Consider the following 15,826-nt stretch of genomic DNA (forward strand, 5'->3'; position numbering starts at 1 on the left):
GCATGGCCGAAACCCAGACATACCAGCCCGGAGAGCTTGAGGCAGAAGCCCGCGCCGCCGACAACCGCAGCCGCTGGCTGTTGTCGCTTCCGGCGGTCGTCATCATCACCTGCGCCGCGGCGGGACCGCTTCTGGTCATGGTGTTGTACTCCTTCCTGACCCCCGGCGATTACGGCAACGTCAAATGGCAGTTTTCACTGGATGGATGGACCAACATCTTTGTCCAGCGCGATATCTTCGACGACACGCTGATCTGGGCAGACGCCCATCTGTCGATTTTCTGGCGGTCCTTGTCGCTGTCGCTGATCACAACGATCCTGACCTTGCTTTTCGGAGTGCCGACAGCGTGGTTCATCGCCACACAGCCCGCGAACCGCCGCCAGTTCTGGCTGTTTCTGGTGACGGTGCCGTTCTGGACCAACCTGCTGGTGCGCACGATTGCGATTCAGGAGCTGATCCGCTCGGAAGGGGTCATCAACCTTGCGCTGATGAAGGTCGGACTGATCGACGAACCGATCCAGATGATGTTCACCGATTTTGCCATCGGCTTTGGCATGACCTATGTCTACCTGCCCTTGATGGTACTGCCGGTCTATGCCTCGGTCGACAAGCTGGATTTCCGGCTGGTCGAGGCGGCGCATGATCTTTATGCCGGGCGGTGGACCGCATTCCGCCGGGTGATCCTGCCGCTGATCAAGCCGGGCATCATCGCCGGGTCGATCCTGGTCTTCATTCCCAGCCTCGGCGCCTATGTCACGCCGCGCGTCCTGGGCGGTGGCAAGAACCTGATGTTCGGCAACCTGATCGAATTGCAGTTTGGTGCGGGCCGCAACTGGCCGCTTGGCGCGGCCCTGTCGCTGATGCTGATGCTGGCGGTGATGGTGGCCCTGATCTGGTATGTGCGCGTCACTTCTCGGGAGCAGGCAGATGGCTGAGAACTCACCCCTCAAAACCAAGGCGCGCGGCTATTCCGTAAAGACCCTGCCCGGCTTTTCCGTCGTCGCGCTGTTCACGCTTGTCGCGCTTTATGCCCCGATCGTGATCCTCGTCGTCTATTCCTTCAACCAGGGCACGTCGCTGGCGGTGTGGGAAGGCTTCTCATTGCGCTGGTATCAGCAGGCCGCTGCAAACGAAGCGGTTCAGGATGCCGCCCTACGCTCATTGATCCTTGCGATCTCGGCGGCATCGGTGGCGACGGTTGCCGCGACCATGGCGGCGCTGGCCACCACCCGCACCCGGCATTTCCCCGGTCGCACCATGATCTATGCGCTGATCAACCAGCCGCTGATGGTGCCCGAGATCGTGACCGCCGTAGCGCTTCTGATTGTCTTTGCCGCGATCAAGGTCTGGACCGGGCACACCAGCATGATCTACCTGATCGTCGCCCATACCGCGTTCTGCGTGCCCTTTGCCTATCTGCCGATCCGTGCCCGGCTTGAGACGATGGACAACTCTCTCGAGGCGGCGGCGCAGGACCTCTATGCCTCGCGCTGGCTGACCTTCCGGCGTGTCACCCTGCCGCTGATGTGGCCGGGGATCGTGGCGGGGCTGATGCTGGCTTTCGTGATCTCACTGGATGACGTGGTCATCACCGAGTTTGTGAAATCCGCCGGACAGGAAACCCTGCCGACCTATATGCTGGGCCAGCTGCGCCGCGTGGTCACGCCCGAGGTCAACGCGATCTCGACCGTGATCCTTCTGGCGGGTGCGATCCTTGTCTCGCTGTTCTTCCTGCTGACCAACAGGCGCGTCTGACCTCAGGGGCGCCCAATATTGAACCGGACCGCGCAGAGCCCGGAACGAACAACCTCACCAAGACCCAACAAACAAACCGAAAACCCAACAAGGAGACGAACGATGAAGACGATGATCGCAGCACTCTCTGCCCTTGGCCTTGCCGCTGGCGCGGCCTCGGCGCAGGAGTTGAACATCTATAACTGGGGCAACTACACCAACCCCAAGCTGATCGAAAAGTTTGAGGCCGAAACCGGCATCAAGGTCACGATTACCGATTTCGACAGCAATGACACGGCGCTGGCCAAGGTCAAGGCCGGCGGGCACGGGTTCGACATCGTGGTGCCGACCCACACCTATGTCCCGATCTGGATCAGCGAGGGCCTGCTGCTGGAAAGCCGCCCGGATCAGATGGAAAACTTCAAGAACATGGACCCCAACTGGGTCGACGTGAAATGGGATCCGGGTCGGCATTACACGGTGCCGTGGCAATGGGGCACAACCGGCGTCGTGGTCAACACCAAGTATTATGACGGCGACATCAATACCTCGGCCATCTTCATGGACCCGCCGGAATCGCTGCGCGGCAAGATCAACGTCGTGCCCGAGATGGGTGACGTCATGGCGCTGGCGATCATGTATTACGGCGGCGAACCCTGCACCGGCGACAAGGAAGTGCTGAAAAAGGTGCGCGACGGTCTGGTCGCAGCCAAGCAGCACTGGCTGGGCATGGACTATGGCAACCTTGAGAAATTCGCCAAGGAAGACCTCTGGGCTGGCGTGAACTGGAACGGCTCGACCTTCCGTATGCGCCTTCAGAACGAGACCATCGCCTATGGCTACCCGAAAGAGGGCTACCCGGTCTGGATGGACTCGGTCGCGGTTCTGAAGGACGCCAAGAACGTCGATGAAGCCAAGGCATTCCAGAACTTCATCATGGACCCGGAAAACGCCGCGCTGATCAGCGAATTCGCGCGCTATGCCAATGGGATCATGGGCTCCGAGGCGTTTATGCCCGCCGACATGATCACTGCGCCCGAGATCGTGATCCCGGCTGAATTGAAGGACAAGGGTGTCTTCAACGAAACCTGCCCGCCGGATGTTCAGCAGATCTACACCCGCATCTGGACCGACCTCCAGAAGTAAGCGCAGACTTGACAACCAAAGTGGCCCCGCGCGGGCCACTTTTCTTTCACCACCCACATTCAAAGCAAGGGTCCGATGCCCGAGAGTTTCCGAAATTCAGACCCCGCCCCGCCGATCATGCAAGGCAGCCCCGTGCCCCCCGAATGGCGTGTCGCGGCATATGACTGGGACGCCCCGCCCTGGAACAGGTGGAGCTTTCAGCACATGCGTGAACTGGTTCCGACGGTCCCTGTGCCGCGTGGCGGCACCGTCTGGGACCTGCCCGGTGCGGATGAGAATTGCGCAACCGGGGACATCACCTTTGCCCGTGGAAACGGCGAAACCATCACCTGGGATGGCTTCCTGGACCTGTCCTATACCGACGCGACGCTGATCTGGCACGACGGGCGCGTCCTGAGTGAACGCTATTTCAACAACATGACCCCGACGACCGAACATATCGCGTTTTCCGTGTCGAAAAGCGTGGTCGCAACGGTTGCTGGCATGTTGATCGACGACGGGCTTCTGGACCCGGACGCTCCGATCACCGATCCCCTGCCCGAACTGGCCCAGACCGCCTGGACGGGTGCCACGCTGGGTCAGGTTCTGGACATGACCAGCGGCGTCAAGTTCGACGAAAGCTATGGAAACCCTGACGCTCAGGTCTTTCTTCTCGACGTCGCCGCCAATCTGAAACCGCTTTATCCCTGGATGAAACAGGACGAGGTTCCCGCCACGATCTGGGAGTTGATCCAAAGTCTGAAATCAACAGATGCGCCCCACGGCAGCCGCTTTGAATATCGCTCGATCGAGACTGACTGCCTGGGTTTCGCGATGGAGCGGGTCTCGGGGCAGCGGTTGCCGCAATTGCTCTCGGACCGACTGTGGGGCCCGATGGGGGCGGAACGTGATGCCTGTTTCACCGTGGATCGCGGCGGGTTTGCCATGGCCGATGGCGGACTGAACGCAACCCTGCGCGATATGGCTCGGTTTGGCCGACTGCTTTTGGAAGACGGGCGGCGCGACGGGCGGCAGGTGGTGCCAAAAAGCTGGATCGACGACATCCGCCACGGGGCGCATGGGCTGGCAAACCAGCATTTGCGGGATTTCCTGCCCAATGGCCGCTATCGCAACCAGTTCTGGATCATGGATGAAAATGGCCCGGCACACTTGAGCCTTGGCATCTTTGGCCAGCACATCCTTGTCGACCCCGAGACAGGCACGGTCGCCGTGAAATTCTCAAGCTGGCCGACCTTCCTCAGTGATGAGGGATGGGTCATGGACTGGGTGCGGGGCGTGCGGGCGGTTGTGGCCGCGCATTCGGCCTAGGGGCAGCGGGCACGCAGAATGCCCGCTGACCTTCGTTGTTGGCCCAAATCAGACGAAAGCCTGAAGCCCGGTTTGCGCCCGGCCAAGGATCAGCGCGTGAACGTCATGCGTGCCCTCATAGGTGTTCACGGTCTCAAGGTTGACCATGTGGCGGATCACATGGAAATCCAAGGAGATGCCGTTGCCCCCGTGCATGTCCCGCGCCATGCGCGCCACATCCAGCGCCTTGCCACAGTTGTTGCGCTTGATCAGAGAGATCATCTCGGGCGCGGCTTTTGCTTCGTCCATCAGCCGCCCGACCCGCAACGCGGCCTGAAGGCCCAGCGCGATCTCGGTCTGCATATTGGCCAGTTTCAACTGGAAAATCTGGGTGTTGGCCAGCGGACGGCCAAACTGCTTGCGGTCCAGACCATATTGCCGCGCCGCATGCCAGCAGAACTCGGCCGCGCCCATCGCCCCCCAAGCGATGCCATAGCGGGCGCGGTTCAGACAGCCAAACGGCCCTTTCAGCCCTTCGACATTGGGCAGAAGCGCGTCCTCGCCCACCTCGACATTGTTCATCACGATTTCACCCGTGATCGAGGCCCGCAGCGATGCCTTGTTCTCGATCTTCGGCGCGGAAAGGCCCTTGGTGCCCTTGTCCAGAACGAACCCCTTGATCTTGCCACCATGGGCCTCGGACTTGGCCCAGACCACAAAGACATCCGCGATCGGCGCGTTGGAAATCCACATTTTCGACCCGTTCAGCACATAGCCGCCATCAGTTTTCCTGGCGGTCGTCTTCATGCTGCCGGGATCGCTGCCCGCGTCCGGCTCGGTCAGTCCGAAACAGCCGATGAATTCACCGCTGGCCAGTTTCGGAAGGTATTTCTGACGCTGTTCCTTGGTGCCATATGCATAGATCGGATACATCACGAGGCTCGATTGCACCGACATCATCGAGCGATAGCCAGAGTCCACGCGTTCAACCTCGCGCGCGACCAGACCATAGGTGACATAGCCAGCGCCGATGCCGCCATATTCCTCGGGAATCGTGGTGCCCAGAAGCCCCATCTCGCCCATCTCGCGGAAAATCTCGGGATCGGTTTCCTCTTTGGCAAACGCATCGGTGACGCGCGGCATCAGCTTTTCGTCCGCATAGGCGCGGGCGGCGTCGCGCACCATGCGCTCTTCCTCTTCCAGCTGGGTTTCGATCAGGAACGGGTCTTCCCAGTTGAACGGGCCCAGCGCGGGCATGGATTGCGGGGACAGGTGTTCGGTCATCTCGCGCCTTTCGAATCATTGCTTTGTTTAGCTAACGCCGATATTGCTCAAATTTCTGAGCAAAGCGAGTGGAATTTTGTATCAGACCCGCTTAATGATGATTCGTGACGCTGCGTGAGGAAGAACCCATGGACGAATACGAATTTGATGTCGGCGCCCGCCTTCGGGACTTGAGAATCAAGGCCGGATTGTCCCAGCGCGGCCTGGCCGAGGCCGCCAGGGTTCCTCATGGGCAGATCTCGATGATCGAAACAAACCGGTCCAGCCCCTCGGTGGCGTCCTTGCGCAGGATATTAGGCGGTCTTGGCACCAGCATGTCGGCGTTTTTCGAACCGGACACCCCCACCCCGACGCGCACCTTCTTTGCCGAGGACGAGTTGACGGACCTGACGTCGCGCCTCAGCTATGGCGGGCGCATGGTGTTGAAACAGGTGGGTGACGCCGAGGCACACGGGCTTCAGATCCTCAAGGAATACTATGCCCCCGGTGCCGACACCGGCGTGACCATGCTGGAACATGACGCCCATGAAGGCGGGGTCGTGATCTCGGGTGAGATCGAGGTGACGGTGGGCGACAGCGTCCGGGTGCTGAGCGCGGGCGAGGCCTATCTGTTCGACAGCCGCGCACCGCACCGTTTCCGCAATATCTCTGACAAACCGGCCGAGGTCATTTCGGCCTGCACGCCCCCCTATCTGTGAGGAAGAAGATGAAGCCGCTTGAAGGACTGAAAGTTGTCGAACTGGCGCGTATCCTGGCCGGGCCATGGGCAGGACAGGCGCTGGCCGATCTGGGTGCCGAGGTGATCAAGGTCGAAAGCCCCGAAGGGGATGACACCCGGCGCTGGGGCCCACCCTTCATCGAGCGCGACGGCGACCGGACGGCGGCCTATTACTATTCCGCCAATCGCGGCAAAGCCTGTGTGACCGCGGATTTCCGCACCGAGGAAGGCCGCGCCAAAGTGATCGACCTGATCCGCGATGCCGACATCCTGATCGAGAACTTCAAGGTCGGCGGGTTGGCAAAGTACGGGCTGGATTACGACAGTCTGAAAGAGGTCAATCCGCGCCTGATCTATTGCTCGATCACCGGGTTCGGGCAGGACGGGCCTTATGCAGAACGGGCGGGCTATGACTATCTGGTGCAGGGCATGTCGGGGCTGATGTCGATCACCGGGCCCAAGGATGGCCAGCCGCAGAAAGTGGGGGTTGCCGTGACCGATATCGTGACCGGGCTTTATGCCACGACGGGTATCCTTGCTGCTGTCGAGATGCGCCACCGCACCGGGCGCGGTCAGCAGATCGACATGAGCCTTCTGGACTGCGGGCTGGCGATGCTGGCAAACCAGACGATGAACTATCTTGCCACTGGTGACAGCCCGGTGCGGCTGGGCAATGTCCATCCCAATATCACCCCCTACGAGGTGGTTGAGGTCGCGGATGGGCATATCATCCTTGCGGTGGGCAATGACCGGCAGTTTCAACGTTTCTGCACCGTGATCGACCGCGCGGATCTGGCCGGGAACCCGGCCTATCAGACCAATGCGGGCCGGGTTGCGGGACGCGACGGGCTGATCGCCGCGATCACGGCGACCCTGTCGGCATGGAGCAAGGCAGACATTCTGACAGCGCTTGAGAAAGCCACCGTTCCGGCCGCCCCGATCAATTCGGTCGGCGAGGCTTTTGAAGACCCACAGATCGTAGCGCGGGGGATGCAGATCTCGCCGGAAGGGGTGCCCGGCGTGCGGGGGCCGTGGGTGTTTTCAGACGCGGAACTGGCGTTGGAGCGTTCCGCACCGGTGCTGCCCAAGGGTAAGTGACGGGGGCGCTGCCCCCGCACCCCCGGGGTATTTGCGACCAGCAAAAAGGCGCGGCTCAATGCCCGTTGATGCGGCGTTCCATCAAGTATTGATAGAAGGCGGGGGTGAGGCGGTTCAGAAGATAGGACAGCCGCGAGACCCGGCCAACCGGGATGAAATCGCGGCCCCTCTCATGCCCTTTCAGGATGATCTCGGCGGCGGTGGTGGCATCCATTGCATCGATCCCGTCACTGGATGAACCGGGGCGCTCCAACCCATACTGCGCGGTCGCGCCGGGGTTGGTGGCGACGAATGAGGGCGCGGCGATGCGGACAGAGACCCCGTGCCGACGTTCCTCGGACCGAAGCGAGGAAAAGAACCCCTGAAGCGCGTGTTTGGAGGCGGCATAGGCGGTGCGGTGGTAAAGCGGCGCAAACCCCGCCACCGAGGACATGGCGAGATGGGTGCCCTTGGCGGCGCGCACGGGCATTAGAAGCGCCTGTGCCATGGTGATTGCGGCGAAGTAATTGACCTCGAACAGGCGACGATGCGCGGCAAGGTCCTGAGTGCCGAACCCGCCGATCTGGGTGACGCCGGCGTTATAGATCACGAGGTCCAGATGCGGGTATTCGGCATTAAGCGCGGCGCAGAGGTTTTGCAGTTCGGCGGCGTCGGTGAGATCACATTGATGAAGGATGCGCGTATCGCTGGGTGTCAGCGTCGAAACGTCCCGATCCACCAGAACAAGACGCCAGCCGCGCCCCTCAAGCGCGTCAGCCAGCGCGCGCCCCAGCCCCCCGGCCCCGCCGGTAACCAATGCCGTCTTCATGCCGCCGCATCCCACCACATGCGAAACACCTCTTCCGAGGATTTCAGCGGCGTGTAGCCAAACGTGGATTTCAGGGCGGCATTGTCGAGAACCGGGCGGTATTGCAGGAAACGCACCTGTTCCGGCCCATAGCGCGACATGCCAAGCGGTTTTGCGACCGCCAGCGCCGCCTGAAGCGCGGCAGCGGGCAGGCGTAGCACGGGCTTTTCCATGATCCGCGCCAGGTCGCTGACCCCAAGCGCGCCGTCCCCGGCAACGTTGAAAATCCCGGGCGGACCGTCGGTGGCGGCGCGGGCCAGGATACGGGCAAGGTCATCTGTCCAGATGAAGACAAACGGGCTTTCGGCCCCGAACAGCGCCAGAAGGCGGGGTTTGCGAAACAGGTTGGTGATCTGATTCTCGCTGCCCGGTCCCAGAACCGTGCCGACACGCAAAACCACCTGTTCCAGTTCGGGATGCTTTTGGCGAATGTCACCAAGGCGTTCCTCGACAAGGCGCTTGTGCCAGGAATAGGCGAATTCGGGATTGCCGCGCACGGGGTCGCTTTCGACCAGCGGCACGGGGTTGTCGGCGTGATAGCCATAGGCCGCCCCGGACGAGGTCACGACCAGCCGCCGCACGCCATTTGCTAGTGCCGCCTGCACCACGTTCTCAGTGCCGGTTACGTCGACCTTGTATGCGAATTCGCGCGTCGCCCCCTTGGGCGGGGTCACGATGGACGCAAGGTGGATGATGACCTCGGGCCGTGTCGCGGCGATGACGCGTGCCGGATCGCCGCCGGTCACGTCCAGTGTTTCAAAGCGCATGCCGTCGGGCAGGTCGTCGATCGGGCGATGGTCGGTTGCGATGACCTCATGCCCCGCCAGCGTCGCAAGCAGCGCGCGCCCGACAAGACCGCCCGCGCCGGTGATCAGGATGCGCGTCATCGTGCGGCCTTGGTCCGGGACCAGACAGCCGCCAGCGCCATGCCACTGAAGATGTGCCAGATGCCCCAGAAGGCCGCGACGACCGCCATTCCGCCAAGCCCGTGAAAGAAGGCAAAGATCAGGATCAGCCCAAGGCCCGAGTTCTGGATGCCGGTTTCGATGGTGATGGCACGGCGGTCAAACGGGCTGAGACGCATGGCCGAGCCGACAAGGAAGCCACCCGCAAGCGCCAACCCGTTATGGGCAAAGACCAGAACCGCCACCAGCCCGGCATAAACAAGGAAATAAGACCAGTTCGCCGACAGCGCCGCGACGACAAAAGCGATGAAAATCGCCATCGACAGCCATTGCAGCGGGGTGCGCAGCCGTTTCGTGACATCCGGGCGCCGGACGTTCAGTGTCACCCCCAGAGCCAAGGGCAGAACCAGCATCAGCCCCACGGTGATCGCCACCGAGATCGGATCGACCGACGTGGCGCGCAGGATCTCTCGGGTGGGTTCATAAAGGCTGCCCCAGAAGGCGATGTTCAGCGGGGTCAGAAAGATCGCCGCCACAGTCGAAAACGCCGTCAGGCTGACCGACAGCGCCGCATTGCCCCCGGCGCGATGGGTGATGAAATTCGAGATATTGCCGCCGGGACAGGCGGCGACAAGGATCAGGCCCAGCGCGATCGACGGGATCGGCTGCGTCAGCAGGACCAGACCGAAAGTCAGAACCGGCAGCACGATGAATTGAGACAACAGCCCGGCGATCACCGGCTTCGGCGCTCGCGCCAGCCGCTTGAAATCTTCGGGCGTGAGGTCAATCGCGATCGAGAACATCACAACCGCCAGTATCCCGTTCAGCAGCATCAGCGAACCGGGTGAAAAATTCAGGACTACATCATCCACAGGGGTCATGCGCGCGCTCCTTTCGACAGACGGTCGATCCAACCGGTGACGGCCCCGCGATAGGTGGCCTTGTCCACGTAATAGGCCATACGCGCCAGCTTGAGATAGTTCATTCCGCCGGTGGCCCGGTCAAAGGCGCCGGATTTCGCGGCTTTCAGCGCCTCGGCCTGCGGATCGCCGTCACGCAGACCACGCAGGTGGCGGGCTACCATTTCAGCCTGCTCGTGACGCCCCTGCCAGCCCAGCCCGGTCGCCTCGACCATGCCCAGCACGAACAGATCGTCGCGTTGGGGATGCATGGCGTTGAGGTAGAGATGCGGTGCATCGCCCTGCCAGTTCAACAGGGTGTCGTCGATGAACGGGTAATGCAACTTGTAGCCCGTCGCGGCGAGGATCATGTCATACTCGCGACTGGTGCCGTTCTTGAAATGGACGGTGTTGCCCTCCAGCCGGTCGATATCGGCGCGCACTGTGATGTCGCCATGACCAGCGTGATACAGCACCAGCGAATTGACGACCGGGTGACTTTCGTAAAGCGCATAGTCGGGTTTCGGGAAGCCATATTTCTCGGGCGTGCCGACAAACCACTTCAGGATCAGCCCGTCCACTTTGAGCTTCAACCACATCGGAAGCCTGATCTTGCCGCCCATCGTGTCGGCGGGCATGCCAAAGACGTATTTCGGCACGAAGTAATATCCCCGCCGCATCGAGATATCGCAGCTTGCCCCGTGATGCACCGCATCCACCGCGATGTCGCAGCCAGAGTTCCCGGCCCCGACGATCAGCACCCGTTTTCCGGCAAACTGGGTGGGATTGCGATACTGGCTGGCATGGATCATCTCACCGGAAAACTCTCCGGCAAACCGCGGCATATTGGGTTCCGACAATGTGCCATTGGCGATCAATACCCCGGCAAACACCGCCTCGTGTTCGCCCGCCGCGTCTCGCCAGACCACGCGCCAGCCGTCGCCATCCGCGCCGACGGGTTCGGTGCGTAGAACTTCGGCTCCAAAGATGTAGTGGCGGCGCAGGTCGAAGTGATCGGCGAAGTCGCGGAAATAGCGGGCCATTTCGCGGTGCGAGGGGTATTCGGCAACCTCGTCACGCATCGGGAAGTCGGTGAATTCCGTCATCCGCTTGGACGAGATCAGGTGCGCCGACTCATACATGGTCGAGCGCGGCGCATCGATGTCCCACAGCCCGCCGACATCGCTGTGCAGCTCAAACCCCTGAAAGGCGATGCCCTGTTCGGCCAGCACCTTGGCGGCAGCCAGGCCCATCGGCCCCGCCCCGATCAGGGCGAACCTGTTGCGTGTGTCGTCCATATATCCTCCCTCGTTCGATTTTAGATTGAACGAACGTCCAATTTAAGGCAAGAGGAATCCATGACCCAAGAGTTTCTGGAAGAAAAACAACGGCAAAGGGCGCCTTCACAAAAGGCGCTGGCCACGCGCGAACGCATTTTCGATGCCGCCGAACGGGTCTTTGCAGCCGAGGGATTCGATGCGGCAGGCATGCGATCGATCGCGGCCCAAGCCGGGGTGCGGCTGGGCCTTGTCAGCCACCACGGGGGCAGCAAAGAGGAACTGTTCTGGAAAGTGGTCGCACGGCGGGCGGATCAGTTGTCGGCGCTGCGGCTGACCGCGCTGCAATCGCGCAAGGCACAAGGCCCCATCACCCTGACCGCGCTGCTGGAATGCTTCTTTGGCCCCTACCTGGAAAAGGCCGAGGTCGGCGGGCGGCAATGGCTGGCCTATGCCCGGATCGTGGCGATGGTCTCGGCCGATCCGCGCTGGCGCGAACTGGCCGCGGTCTGTTTCGACCCCACTGCAGGCCGTTTCATCGACGAGATTTCAGCGCTGTACCCGACCGCCCCGCGTCCGGCGGTGGCGGCGGGATTTGTCTATTCGGTCTCGGCGATGCTGGCGCTTCTGACCTCGCGCTGGCGGATCGCCGCCCTTGGCGACCCGCGCGATGACGCCGCCAGCCATCTGGACGAATTGGTGACCTTCTGCGCCGCCGGGATCGACGCCAGCCTGCGCCGCGCTCAGGGCATCAGCACGGCGGCGCGGTCATAGGTGACCGTATCGGTGCCCATGTCGTCATACAGCACCTCGATCTCGACCGACTGGACCGAACCGAGGTCATATTCGACATAGATCTGGTCGCCCTCTTTCAGCGCGTTCACAGACGGTTCGTCGGCGTAACAAGGCGCCATCGGCCAGACCTGCATCTCACCGCCATTGACCGAAAACCTGATCTGGTGCAGCGCGCATCGCCACGACAGAAGCTGGGTCAGATAGACCAGGTCGCGGCCATCATATTCGCGCACGGCGACCCAACTGCCCTTGGTGGCGTCCAGGATCATCCGCGTCTCGGTGGCATTGAGGAACTTGCCCGTCGGGGACTGATCCTCGGCCTCGAAATGGCCGTCCGCCGCCGCACCCGTCGCAAAAAGCCATGCCGCGATCAAGAAAAACCTATTCATTACAACCTCCTGTTTCCAAAATCTCACGCGATGGGTGAAGCGGGCAAACACATCTTTTGCCCCACCGTCCCGCCGCTTATAGTAATGTCAAAACAGGGTGCAGGGCTGCAGGGCAAATGGCAAGGAAAGCGTCGGGAAAAACCCGGTTCAACATCATGATCGTTGGCCAGGGCGGACGCCTGCAATACGAGGCGTGCCTTTTTGCGGCCTCTCTGCGCGCCGCAAACCCGAACTTTGCGGGCCGCCTGTTCGTCGCCGAACCGCAACCGGGTCCGCTCTGGGAAAACGACCCGCGCATTCACAACCCGGCCGTGCTTGACCTGCTGAGCGACCTTGGCGCCGAAATCCTGCCGTTCGACTCTCACGCCTTCGGCCAGACTTACCCCTATGGCAACAAGATCGAGGCACTTCTGGCCCTGCCCAAAGGTGAACCGTTCCTGTTTCTGGACACCGACACGCTGGTTCTTGGCGACCTGGACACAGTCCCTTTCGACTTCGACCTTCCCTCGGCCAGCCTGAAGGTCGAAGGCACCTGGCCCGAGATCGAACTTTACGGGCCGGGTTATACCGAAACGTGGAAATCGCTTTACGACCGGTTCGGCCTAGACTTCGAAAGCTCGCTCGACCTGTCGCAACCCGACGAATACTGGCGCCGTTACCTCTATTTCAACGCTGGTTTCTTCTATTACCGCTGCCCGCATGAATTCGGTCAGCGCTTCCTCGACTACGCCACCGAAATTCGCGACAACCCGCCCCGCGAATTGGTGTGCCAGTCCCTGAACCCGTGGCTGGATCAGGTCGCGCTGCCGCTCGTCATCCACAGTTTCGGCGGTGGGCGTGACGCGCTTGAACCCGGCTATCTCGATGGCGATGTGACCTGCCATTACCGCCTTCTGCCCCTGCTCTACGCCCGCGAAAACGACCGCGTTGTCGAGGCACTGGAACAGGTGACGGCGCCGAACCGGATCAAGAAGGTGCTGAAGCAATACGACCCGTTCAAGCGCATGATCTATCAGGCGCGCGGCCACAAGGTGCGCGCGCTGTTTGACCAGGACAACCTGCCCCGCAAGGAACGCGCCCTCCGCAACACGATCAAGCGCAACGGCTTCTGGATGCGCTGACAACCTTTTTTGGCCAACCCTTTTTGCTGGTCAGAAATACCCCGGGGGTGAATTGGCGCAGCCAAGAGGGGGCAGCGCCCCCGCCCCCCCCCCCCCCCCCGGGGGGGGGGGGGCAATGGCGAGCCATGACCAGTCGCGTAAAACCTTCAACAAGCAGTTTAGGTCGGGGGGAGAATTGGAAGTCCGCCGGGCCGGCCAGGGGGGTCGACACGCTTCAAATCCACGCGGGCGCCCGCCCCGATCCCGCGACCGGCGCGCGCCAGACGCCGATCTACCAGACCACGGCCTATGTCTTCCGCGATGCCGAACACGCCGCCGCGTTGTTCAACCTTCAGGAAGTGGGTTTCATCTATTCCCGCCTGACCAACCCCACGGTCGCGGTGCTGCAGGAACGGATTGCCACGCTGGAAGGCGGCGTCGGGGCGGTCTGCTGCTCGTCCGGGCATGCGGCGCAGATCATGGCGCTGTTTCCACTGATGGGACCGGGCACCAACGTGGTCGCCTCGACCCGCCTCTACGGTGGCACGGTCACCCAGTTCAGCCAGACCATCAAGCGCTTCGGCTGGTCGGCGACCTTTGTCGATTTCGATGACGAGGCTGCCGTTGCCGCCGCCATCAACGAGGACACCCGTGCGGTTTTCTGTGAATCCATCGCCAACCCCGGCGGCTATATCACCGACATCCCGGCGATTGCCAAAATCGCCGACAAGGCCGGGATCCCGCTGATTGTCGACAACACCTCGGCCACGCCTTACCTGTGCAACCCGATCAGCCTCGGCGCGACGCTGGTGGTGCATTCGACCACGAAATACCTGACCGGCAATGGCACCGTGACCGGCGGCTGCGTGGTGGATTCAGGCAAATTCGACTGGTCCGCCAATGACAAGTTCCCCTCGCTCAGCCAGCCGGAACCGGCCTATCACGGGCTCAAGTTCCACGAGACCTTCGGCCCGCTGGCCTTTACCTTCCACGGCATCGCCATCGGCCTGCGCGACCTTGGCATGACCATGAACCCGCAGGCGGCGCATTACACGCTGATGGGGATCGAGACCCTGTCCCTGCGCATGGAACGCCATGTCGAAAACGCCGAAAAGGTAGCCAACTGGCTGGAAGGCCACGAAAACGTCGATTACGTCACATATGCCGGGCTCGACTCGTCACCTTACAAGGCGCGTGTCGGCACGATCTGTCCCAAGGGGGCGGGCGCGCTGTTCACCGTGGCGCTGAAAGGGGGCTATGACGCCTGCGTCAAGTTCGTCGACAGCCTCGAAATCTTCAGCCACGTCGCGAACCTAGGCGACACCCGGTCTCTGGTGATCCACTCTGCCTCGACCACCCACCGACAGCTGACGCCGGAACAACAGGAAGCGGCGGGCGCCGGGCCTAATGTCGTGCGTATCTCGATCGGGATTGAGGATGCCGACGACCTGATCCGGGATCTCGACAAGGCGCTGAAACGCGCTCACGCCTGACCAGTGACGCATTGAAGCAAAGGCCGCGCGTTTCCCCGCGCGGCCTTTTGTGTTGGGTTATTCCGCGATCTCGAAAATGACCGAGACCCGCGCCTCCAGCGAAACCTCTCCGGCGGCGACAGGAACGCCAGCACTGTCAGCGGCCATGGCGCGTTCCATCATCACCGGGCGCGGCGCCGGTGAGCCCGCCTCGGAAATCAGCACAACCGCCCCAAGCTTGACCCCGGCGGCCTCGGCGTAAAGCTCGGCCTTTTCGCGGGCATCCGCGACGGCGGCACGGCGGGCATCCTGCATCAGCGGCTTGGGGTTCTGGACGGTGAATTGCAGCCCCGAGAACTGGTTGGCACCGTCCTTCAACACGGCATCAAGGACGCCGCCCAGCGCCAGCATGTCCCGGACCCGCACCGTCACCCGGTTGCTGGCCGAAAAGCCGGTAATCCTGCGCGTGTCGCCAGAGTTGTAATTGGACCAGACGGGATGCAGCGACAGATCGCTTGTCTGCATGTCGCGCGGCGCGATCCCGGCCCGACCCAGACGTGAAAGGATGGCGTGTGTGATATCGCTGACCTGCTGCATGGCGTCGCGCGCTGTGTCTGCCTGCGCCTCGGCGCCCAGCGTGATCACCGCCATGTCGGGCGCGGCCTCGACCGTTCCGATCCCTGTGACCTCGATCCTGCCGGCGTCTGCGAATGCGGGACCGGACAACCCGGCCACCAGAAAAATGACTGCAAAAAGACGCATCGCGCCCCCCCTTGTTTGACCTCGTGCCTCCAATCTAGAGGCTGGCGCGCCCGAACCCGACCCCGCCCCCGGTCTTTTTCTTTGCCTCGGCGGATTCCTGCTATAAAATCGCC

General features: G+C 62.1%; 16 protein-coding genes. 9 read left to right on the forward strand and 7 right to left on the reverse strand.

Annotated elements, in window-relative coordinates; translation table 11 throughout:
- The first annotated feature begins 2 nt into the window (after positions 1 to 2).
- From JQ863_RS14615 to JQ863_RS14630, 4 genes are all read left to right on the forward strand, one after another.
- Positions 3 to 935 (forward strand): ABC transporter permease, encoded by a 933-nt coding sequence (locus JQ863_RS14615; protein WP_204114888.1) that lies wholly within the window; start codon positions 3 to 5, stop codon positions 933 to 935.
- Entirely contained in the window at positions 928 to 1,755 is an 828-nt protein-coding gene (locus tag JQ863_RS14620) for an ABC transporter permease (RefSeq protein ID WP_204114889.1), read from the forward strand. The genes JQ863_RS14615 and JQ863_RS14620 overlap by 8 nt, the downstream gene beginning before the upstream one ends.
- Positions 1,756 to 1,857: 102 nt before the next feature.
- Positions 1,858 to 2,880 (forward strand): ABC transporter substrate-binding protein, encoded by a 1,023-nt coding sequence (locus JQ863_RS14625; RefSeq protein ID WP_204114890.1) that lies wholly within the window; start codon positions 1,858 to 1,860, stop codon positions 2,878 to 2,880.
- A gap of 204 nt (positions 2,881 to 3,084) precedes the next feature.
- Positions 3,085 to 4,188 (forward strand): serine hydrolase domain-containing protein, encoded by a 1,104-nt coding sequence (locus tag JQ863_RS14630; RefSeq protein WP_204114891.1) that lies wholly within the window; start codon positions 3,085 to 3,087, stop codon positions 4,186 to 4,188.
- 48 nt (positions 4,189 to 4,236) lie between these two features.
- On the opposite strand, the gene JQ863_RS14635 is transcribed toward JQ863_RS14630, so the two are convergent.
- On the reverse strand, positions 4,237 to 5,451 hold the full coding sequence (locus JQ863_RS14635; protein WP_204114892.1) for an acyl-CoA dehydrogenase: 1,215 nt from the start codon (positions 5,449 to 5,451) through the stop codon (positions 4,237 to 4,239).
- Positions 5,452 to 5,579: 128 nt separating this feature from the next.
- Here JQ863_RS14635 and JQ863_RS14640 point away from each other — a divergent pair, with 128 nt between their 5' ends.
- Positions 5,580 to 6,149, forward strand: coding sequence for a cupin domain-containing protein (locus tag JQ863_RS14640; protein ID WP_204114893.1), 570 nt, complete (start codon positions 5,580 to 5,582; stop codon positions 6,147 to 6,149).
- A gap of 8 nt (positions 6,150 to 6,157) precedes the next feature.
- Positions 6,158 to 7,267: a CaiB/BaiF CoA transferase family protein gene (locus tag JQ863_RS14645; RefSeq protein WP_204114894.1), complete on the forward strand. Its 1,110-nt coding sequence runs from the start codon at positions 6,158 to 6,160 to the stop codon at positions 7,265 to 7,267.
- Between the two features lie 55 nt (positions 7,268 to 7,322).
- Here JQ863_RS14645 and JQ863_RS14650 read toward each other — a convergent pair whose 3' ends face one another.
- The 4 genes from JQ863_RS14650 to JQ863_RS14665 are packed head-to-tail and all read right to left on the reverse strand — an operon-like array spanning position 7,323 to position 11,216.
- Positions 7,323 to 8,075 (reverse strand): SDR family NAD(P)-dependent oxidoreductase, encoded by a 753-nt coding sequence (locus JQ863_RS14650; protein WP_204114895.1) that lies wholly within the window; start codon positions 8,073 to 8,075, stop codon positions 7,323 to 7,325.
- Positions 8,072 to 9,001, reverse strand: a complete 930-nt coding sequence (locus JQ863_RS14655) for an SDR family oxidoreductase (RefSeq protein WP_204114896.1) — start codon at positions 8,999 to 9,001, stop codon at positions 8,072 to 8,074. Before JQ863_RS14655 ends, JQ863_RS14650 begins: the two co-directional genes overlap by 4 nt.
- Positions 8,998 to 9,900 (reverse strand): bile acid:sodium symporter family protein, encoded by a 903-nt coding sequence (locus JQ863_RS14660; RefSeq protein ID WP_204114897.1) that lies wholly within the window; start codon positions 9,898 to 9,900, stop codon positions 8,998 to 9,000. Before JQ863_RS14660 ends, JQ863_RS14655 begins: the two co-directional genes overlap by 4 nt.
- The gene (locus tag JQ863_RS14665) at positions 9,897 to 11,216 is read right to left on the reverse strand and encodes a flavin-containing monooxygenase (RefSeq protein ID WP_204114898.1); all 1,320 of its coding nucleotides are present in this window, start codon (positions 11,214 to 11,216) and stop codon (positions 9,897 to 9,899) included. The genes JQ863_RS14660 and JQ863_RS14665 overlap by 4 nt, the downstream gene beginning before the upstream one ends.
- A gap of 60 nt (positions 11,217 to 11,276) precedes the next feature.
- On the opposite strand from JQ863_RS14665, the gene JQ863_RS14670 reads away from it, so the two are divergent.
- Positions 11,277 to 11,969, forward strand: a complete 693-nt coding sequence (locus JQ863_RS14670) for a TetR/AcrR family transcriptional regulator (protein ID WP_204114899.1) — start codon at positions 11,277 to 11,279, stop codon at positions 11,967 to 11,969.
- Here the strand turns inward: JQ863_RS14670 and JQ863_RS14675 are convergent.
- On the reverse strand, positions 11,939 to 12,379 hold the full coding sequence (locus JQ863_RS14675; protein WP_204114900.1) for a hypothetical protein: 441 nt from the start codon (positions 12,377 to 12,379) through the stop codon (positions 11,939 to 11,941). The genes JQ863_RS14670 and JQ863_RS14675 overlap by 31 nt on opposite strands.
- Positions 12,380 to 12,495: 116 nt before the next feature.
- Here JQ863_RS14675 and JQ863_RS14680 point away from each other — a divergent pair, with 116 nt between their 5' ends.
- Positions 12,496 to 13,500 carry a hypothetical protein gene (locus tag JQ863_RS14680; protein ID WP_204114901.1) on the forward strand — a complete coding sequence of 335 codons (1,005 nt, stop codon included), beginning with the start codon at positions 12,496 to 12,498 and terminating at the stop codon, positions 13,498 to 13,500.
- 125 nt (positions 13,501 to 13,625) lie between these two features.
- Positions 13,626 to 14,972 carry an O-acetylhomoserine aminocarboxypropyltransferase/cysteine synthase family protein gene (locus JQ863_RS14685; RefSeq protein WP_204114902.1) on the forward strand — a complete coding sequence of 449 codons (1,347 nt, stop codon included), beginning with the start codon at positions 13,626 to 13,628 and terminating at the stop codon, positions 14,970 to 14,972.
- Between the two features lie 57 nt (positions 14,973 to 15,029).
- On the opposite strand, the gene JQ863_RS14690 is transcribed toward JQ863_RS14685, so the two are convergent.
- Positions 15,030 to 15,713 (reverse strand): SIMPL domain-containing protein, encoded by a 684-nt coding sequence (locus tag JQ863_RS14690; RefSeq protein ID WP_204114903.1) that lies wholly within the window; start codon positions 15,711 to 15,713, stop codon positions 15,030 to 15,032.
- Between the last annotated feature and the right edge of the window lie 113 nt (positions 15,714 to 15,826).

The sequence above is a fragment of the Shimia biformata genome (assembly GCF_016888515.1).
GTDB lineage: Bacteria > Pseudomonadota > Alphaproteobacteria > Rhodobacterales > Rhodobacteraceae > Shimia_A > Shimia_A biformata.

Coding starts and splice junctions, on each gene's coding strand:
- JQ863_RS14670 (WP_204114899.1), top strand. CDS start 11,277: ATGACCCAAGAGTTTCTGGAAGAAAAACAACGGCAAAGGGCGCCTTCA.
- JQ863_RS14615 (WP_204114888.1), top strand. CDS start 3: ATGGCCGAAACCCAGACATACCAGCCCGGAGAGCTTGAGGCAGAAGCC.
- JQ863_RS14690 (WP_204114903.1), bottom strand. CDS start 15,713: ATGCGTCTTTTTGCAGTCATTTTTCTGGTGGCCGGGTTGTCCGGTCCC.
- JQ863_RS14665 (WP_204114898.1), bottom strand. CDS start 11,216: ATGGACGACACACGCAACAGGTTCGCCCTGATCGGGGCGGGGCCGATG.
- JQ863_RS14630 (WP_204114891.1), top strand. CDS start 3,085: ATGCGTGAACTGGTTCCGACGGTCCCTGTGCCGCGTGGCGGCACCGTC.
- JQ863_RS14620 (WP_204114889.1), top strand. CDS start 928: ATGGCTGAGAACTCACCCCTCAAAACCAAGGCGCGCGGCTATTCCGTA.
- JQ863_RS14675 (WP_204114900.1), bottom strand. CDS start 12,379: ATGAATAGGTTTTTCTTGATCGCGGCATGGCTTTTTGCGACGGGTGCG.
- JQ863_RS14660 (WP_204114897.1), bottom strand. CDS start 9,900: ATGACCCCTGTGGATGATGTAGTCCTGAATTTTTCACCCGGTTCGCTG.
- JQ863_RS14625 (WP_204114890.1), top strand. CDS start 1,858: ATGAAGACGATGATCGCAGCACTCTCTGCCCTTGGCCTTGCCGCTGGC.
- JQ863_RS14645 (WP_204114894.1), top strand. CDS start 6,158: ATGAAGCCGCTTGAAGGACTGAAAGTTGTCGAACTGGCGCGTATCCTG.
- JQ863_RS14685 (WP_204114902.1), top strand. CDS start 13,626: ATGACCAGTCGCGTAAAACCTTCAACAAGCAGTTTAGGTCGGGGGGAG.
- JQ863_RS14650 (WP_204114895.1), bottom strand. CDS start 8,075: ATGAAGACGGCATTGGTTACCGGCGGGGCCGGGGGGCTGGGGCGCGCG.
- JQ863_RS14655 (WP_204114896.1), bottom strand. CDS start 9,001: ATGACGCGCATCCTGATCACCGGCGCGGGCGGTCTTGTCGGGCGCGCG.
- JQ863_RS14680 (WP_204114901.1), top strand. CDS start 12,496: ATGGCAAGGAAAGCGTCGGGAAAAACCCGGTTCAACATCATGATCGTT.
- JQ863_RS14635 (WP_204114892.1), bottom strand. CDS start 5,451: ATGACCGAACACCTGTCCCCGCAATCCATGCCCGCGCTGGGCCCGTTC.
- JQ863_RS14640 (WP_204114893.1), top strand. CDS start 5,580: ATGGACGAATACGAATTTGATGTCGGCGCCCGCCTTCGGGACTTGAGA.